Genomic DNA, 5222 nt, shown 5'->3' with positions numbered 1-5222 from the left:
CACGCCGGAGGTGGTGATCCGGAATCCGGCCGCGGCCAATCCGCCGAGCACGGTGGGCCCGGTCCATCCGACCGACGCGTGAGCGGCCACGCCAGGGGGCTTGTCGACCGCCACGATGTCGTCGTCGGCGTAAAGGATCGTCATGCCCTCGATCTCGACGGGCGGATTATCCAGCGGCGCAGGCGGTTCCGGTAACCGAACCTCGAGCCACGCGCCGGCGGCCAGTCGGTCGGACTTGCCCGCCGGAGTTCCGTCGAGATCGACACCCCCATCTTCGGCGAGGGCCGCCGCCGCCGTCCGGGACAGACCGAGCAACCGCGCGAGCCCGGCGTCCACCCGCATGCCCGCGAGTCCCTCCGGAACCGGCATCGACCGGGTGGTCATCAGTCCCGCTCGGTATCGGCTTCGGATTCCTCCGTCGCGACGGCGCCGGCCGGGTCGGCCGGGTCGGCGTCCGCCGTGCGGCGGCCATTGGTGTCGAAGTCGAAGCCGAACAGTGACAACCCGACCAGCAGGATCGCGCCACCAACCACCGCCGGGTCGGCGACGTTGAACACGGGCCACCATCCGATGGACAGGAAGTCGACGACATGGCCCCTCAGTGGGCCCGGCGAACGGAAGAACCGGTCGACGAGGTTCCCGAGCGCACCGCCGAGGATCATGCCGAGACCCAGTGCCCACCACGGCGACACCAGCCGCCGTCCCATCCAGATGATGCCGATGACCACACCGGTCGCCACCAGCGTGAGCACCCAGGTGTAGCTCGTCCCCATCGAGAACGCGGCGCCGGAGTTGCGAACCAGGGTCCACGTCACGGTGTCCCCGATGATGGAGACCGGCTGCTGCGGAGCCAGGAGTCTGACCGCCAACACCTTCGTCACCACGTCGAGGACGAGGACGACCGCGGCGACCGAGAGCAACAGGCGCAGTCGGCGCCGCCGCGGCGGCCGATCGGCTTCGTCGCCCGCAGTCACGGGCACGGACGACCCCGTTGATTCGTCAGTCACTCGACCATCATCCCAAAGCACCGATGGTGAACAATCGCCGCATGAGCCGCGTCGTCGTCATCACCACCGGCGGCACCATCGCCACGAGCACCGGCACGGACGGAGTGGCGCGTCCCACGCGCACCGGCAGCGACCTGACGGCGGGCCTCGCCACCGGTTTCGACGTCGACGTCGTCGACCTCCTGGCAGTTGACAGTTCCCAGCTCACGCCGTCGGACTGGGACCGGATCGGCGCTTCGGTAGCCGACGCTGCGCATGCCGGAGCCGACGGCGTGGTGATCACGCACGGCACCGACACGATGGAGGAGACGGCGCTGTGGCTCGACCTGACCCATGACGGCGACATGCCCGTCGTGCTGACGGGTGCCATGCGCAGCGCCGATGCCGAGGACGCCGACGGTCCCGCCAACCTGCGCGCCGCGATTTCGCTGGCAGCCAGCGTCGACGCCAGAGGCATCGGCGTGGCCGTGACACTTTCGGGCACGGTCTGGCAACCACTGGGACTGACCAAGACCGGCTCGGGATTCGCCGGCGTCGTGGTGGCGCCGACGGCGAGGCAGCGCATCCGGTTCGGCGACCTGTCGGCCGCCAGCGCGCCGCGGGTCGACGTCGTCGCCACCTACGCGGGCAGTGACGCGGTGGCGCTCGACGCGTGTGTCGCGGCGGGCGCCCGGGGAATCGTGCTCGAAGCGCTCGGCTCGGGAAACGCGGGCGCCGCGGTGATCGAAGGCGTCCGGCGAGCACGTCACGCGGGCGTCGAGGTGGTCATCTCGACGCGCGTGCCCGGCGCACGGGTCACCGTCGGCTACGGTCCTGGCCGCCTGCTGGTCGACGCGGGGGCCTCGGTGGCGCGGACCCTGCCCCCGCCGCAGTCCCGCGTGCTGCTGATGGCAGCCCTGGCCGCCGGGAGGTCAGTCGAGGACGTCTTCGCCGTGTGGGGGTGAGGGCGTGGCCGTGGGCCCCTCGGTCATCCCCTCGACGAACTCAGGCCAGTCCAGGCTGTCAACCGGATTCGTGCGGGTGACGTCGGGGCTGTCGTGGGCAAGCGTGTGGGCCTGCCCGGGCCCGCTGGCTCGGGTCTCGAACCGCACGGTCATGACGCCGTGGCCCGCACCCTGTACCCAGCCATGCCCGAACCTGGTGTGGACGACGTCGTCGCCGATGCGCCAGGGCGCTACCGTCGCGGCGGCATCCGCTGCGGCGGGGCCCGGCCCGGCCTGGTGGCTGTCGGAGGCGTTCAGGGTCTGATCGAGATCGGGGAACAACGATTCCTGGAGCACGTCGGACAGCCCGGAGAAGCCGACTCCGACGAGGCGCACCTGGCCGATCTCGACTGGATCGAGCAGCAGCCTGCGCGCGGTGCCGATCAGCGTTGCGGCGTCGGCGGTGGCGTACGGCAGGGTCGCGGATCGCGTCAGCGTGCTCATGTCGGACTTCTTCAGCTTGACGGTGACCGTGCGCGCCCCCCGGCCGTCTCGCTGCAGACGCTGATGCGCGTGCTCACCGATCGGGCCGATGGCCTCGCGTAGCTGATCAAGGGTCGTCAGATCCGTCGCGAAGGTCGACTCCGCGCTGATCTGTTTGGATTCCGACCGTTCCGCGACCGGTCGGTCGTCGATGCCTCGCGCCAGCAGATGCAGAGCGGGCCCGATCGTTCCGCCGAGGACGCTGGCCACCTCGGAGTTGCTCAGCGCCGCCAACGCGCCCACCGTGTCGATGCCCAGCCTGTGCAGACGATCCTCGGCAACCGGCCCGATCCCCCACAACCGTCGGACCGGCAGAGTGGCGAGCAGCGAGCGCTCCTCCTCGCGTCGGATGACGCGGACGCCATCGGGCTTGGCCAATCCCGACGCGATCTTGGCGAGCTGCTTGCCCGAACCGGCGCCGACGGATGCGATGAGGCCGGTCTGGCGCAGAACCTCGTCACGCAAGGCCTCACAGAACCGTTCGACGGCATCGGCGTCCTCGCCGGCCAGCTCGATCGGCTCGCCGAACGCTTCGTCGAACGACAGCTGCTCCAGCACAGGCACGACCGACCTGACCGTGTCTAGCACGCGGGCGCTGGCCACCCCGTAGACGACACCACGGGGCGGCAGGACCACGGCGGACGTGCCGACCAGCCGGCGCGCCTGATGCATCGGCATCGCGGACCTGGCGCCGAAGACACGCGCCTCGTAGCTGGCTCCCGCGACGACGCCCCGTCCGCCGAGCCCGCCGACCAGCACCGGCCGTCCGCGCAGCGTGGGCCGGGTCAGCTGCTCGACGGAGGCGAAGAACGCGTCCATGTCGAAGTGCAGGACCCATCGCCCCTCCATTGCGATGATCGTAGGGGGCTACCCTGACGCCCATGGGGGAACCCGTCCGCGAGGTGGCCATCCGAGACGAGTCGATCCGGCTCGGGCAGTTCCTCAAGCTCGCCGACCTGATCGATAGCGGCTCCGACGCCAAGGCGGTGATCGCCGCGGGCGACGTCAGCGTGAACGACGACGTCGAACTGCGCCGCGGGCGGCAACTGCACGCGGGCGACACCGTGACGATCGACGGACGATCCGCGAGAGTCGGGCATGGGTGAGTTCGGCTGCGGGACAGCGCTTTCAACCCAGAATCGGCGGCGTGGTCACACCTTGGCGATCGCCACCTTAACGCCGTCGCCGATGAGATGGGCATCGGCTGATTCACCGAACTCGAAGCTGGTGGCCAGCACCTCGCCCGCGATCAACTCGGCGTGGGTGCGCGCCCAGTCCTGCTTGTCGGGCGGGACCGAGATCGTCACGGCGATCCTGTCGGACACGTCCAGTCCAGTGGACTTGCGCAGGTCCTGAAGCTCACGCACGCGGTCCTTGGCCCATCCCTCGGCCTCCAGCTCCGGGGTGAGCGTGCCGTCGAGCACCACCAGTCCCGCGCCGTCGGGTAGCGCAGCAGTCCACTCCGGCTCCGCCGCAGCCAGTTTGGAGGTGTATTCGCCGGCTTGCAGCGTCGCGGCCCCCGCAGTGAGCGTGCCGTCGGAGTTGACGACGCCCTCCCCCGCCTTCACCGCCTTGATCGCCGATTGGACGTCCTTGCCGAGACGCGGCCCGGCGACCTTGGCGTTGACCGCGAGTTCGAACCGGCCGAAGGCGTCGATGTCGTCGGTCAACTCGACGGACTTCACGTTGAGTTCGTCGGCGATCAGGTCGGCGAACGGCCGCAGCGCATCCGGGTCCTCGACGGCCACGGTGAGCTTCGGCAACGGCAAGCGCACGCGCAGTTTCTTGGCCTTGCGCAGCGACGACGCCACCGAGCAGACGTCGCGCACCTGGTCCATCGCGAGCACCAGAGCGGGGTTTGCGGGTAGCTCGCCTGCGTCCGGCCAGTCGGTCAGGTGCACCGACCGCCCGCCGGTTACGCCGCGCCAGATCACCTCCGCGATCAGCGGCAGCAGCGGCGCCGCCAGTCGACCGGTGACCTCCAGTACGGTGTGCAAGGTATCGATGGCGTCGGTATCCTCGTCCCAGAACCGTGAACGCGACCGTCGCACAAACCAATTCGTCAACGCCTCGGTGAACTGCCGCAACTGTTCGCAGGCCAAGGAGATGTCGCAGACGTCCAGCGATGCGGTCAGCTCGTCGCGCAGCGCGGCGAGCTTCGCCAGGATGTAGCGGTCGAGCACGTTCGTCGAATCCGTGCGCCACGTCCCCTTCTCCGGCGCGTACAGCGCCAGGAAGGAGTACGCGTTCCAGAAGGGCAACAGGACCTGGCGGACGCCCTCGCGGATGCCCTGCTCCGTCACGACCAGGTTGCCGCCCCGCAGGATCGGCGAGGCCATCAGGAACCAGCGCATGGCGTCTGACCCGTCGCGGTCGAACACCTCGGTCACGTCGGGATAGTTGCGCAGCGACTTGCTCATCTTCGCACCGTCGCTACCCAGCACGATGCCGTGGGAGACGACGGTCTTGAACGCCGGCCGGTCGAACAGGGCGGTGGCAAGGACGTGCAGCAGGTAGAACCAGCCGCGGGTCTGGCCGATGTACTCGACGATGAAGTCGGCCGGATTGTGCGCCTCCATGCCAGCCACGTTGCCATCACCACTGACACCGGTTGTCTGTTCTTCGCGCAGGCGCCCATCACCGTCGAACCAGACTTGGTTCTCGAACGGATAGTGCACCTGCGCGTACGGCATGGAGCCCGAGTCGAACCACACGTCGAAGACGTCGGGGATGCGATGCATCGTGGAGC

The 5222-nt window shown here is 69.3% G+C and carries 6 protein-coding genes; 2 read left to right on the top strand and 4 right to left on the bottom strand.

Features of this window, described 5'->3' with window-relative positions:
- Both QOI01_RS23585 and lspA read right to left on the bottom strand, forming a co-directional pair.
- Positions 1-384 (bottom strand): RluA family pseudouridine synthase (locus QOI01_RS23585; protein ID WP_526385254.1); only part of this gene is annotated, 384 nt, incomplete at its 3' end.
- The gene (gene lspA, locus QOI01_RS23580) at positions 384-1007 is read right to left on the bottom strand and encodes a signal peptidase II (protein ID WP_526385252.1); all 624 of its coding nucleotides are present in this window, start codon (positions 1005-1007) and stop codon (positions 384-386) included. The genes QOI01_RS23585 and lspA, both read right to left, overlap by 1 nt.
- Before the next feature lie 41 nt (positions 1008-1048).
- Between lspA and QOI01_RS23575 the strand changes: the two genes are divergently transcribed.
- The gene (locus QOI01_RS23575; RefSeq protein ID WP_526385250.1) at positions 1049-1951 is read left to right on the top strand and encodes an asparaginase; all 903 of its coding nucleotides are present in this window, start codon (positions 1049-1051) and stop codon (positions 1949-1951) included.
- Here QOI01_RS23575 and QOI01_RS23570 read toward each other — a convergent pair.
- Entirely contained in the window at positions 1919-3322 is a 1404-nt protein-coding gene (locus QOI01_RS23570; protein ID WP_526385248.1) for a DNA polymerase IV, read from the bottom strand. The two genes, QOI01_RS23575 and QOI01_RS23570, sit on opposite strands and share 33 nt — an antisense overlap.
- Before the next feature lie 32 nt (positions 3323-3354).
- Between QOI01_RS23570 and QOI01_RS23565 the strand changes: the two genes are divergently transcribed.
- Positions 3355-3579 carry an RNA-binding S4 domain-containing protein gene (locus tag QOI01_RS23565; protein WP_526385246.1) on the top strand — a complete coding sequence of 75 codons (225 nt, stop codon included), beginning with the start codon at positions 3355-3357 and terminating at the stop codon, positions 3577-3579.
- Positions 3580-3624: 45 nt separating this feature from the next.
- Here the strand turns inward: QOI01_RS23565 and QOI01_RS23560 are convergent.
- Positions 3625-5222, bottom strand: a 1598-nt coding sequence (locus QOI01_RS23560) for a class I tRNA ligase family protein (protein WP_526385244.1), incomplete at its 5' end; no start/stop codon positions are given.

Source organism: Mycobacterium sp., assembly GCF_032162605.1.
Lineage (GTDB): Bacteria > Actinomycetota > Actinomycetes > Mycobacteriales > Mycobacteriaceae > Mycobacterium.
The sequence above is the reverse complement of the archived record's forward strand: the minus strand, read 5'-3'. Positions and strand labels throughout refer to the sequence as shown.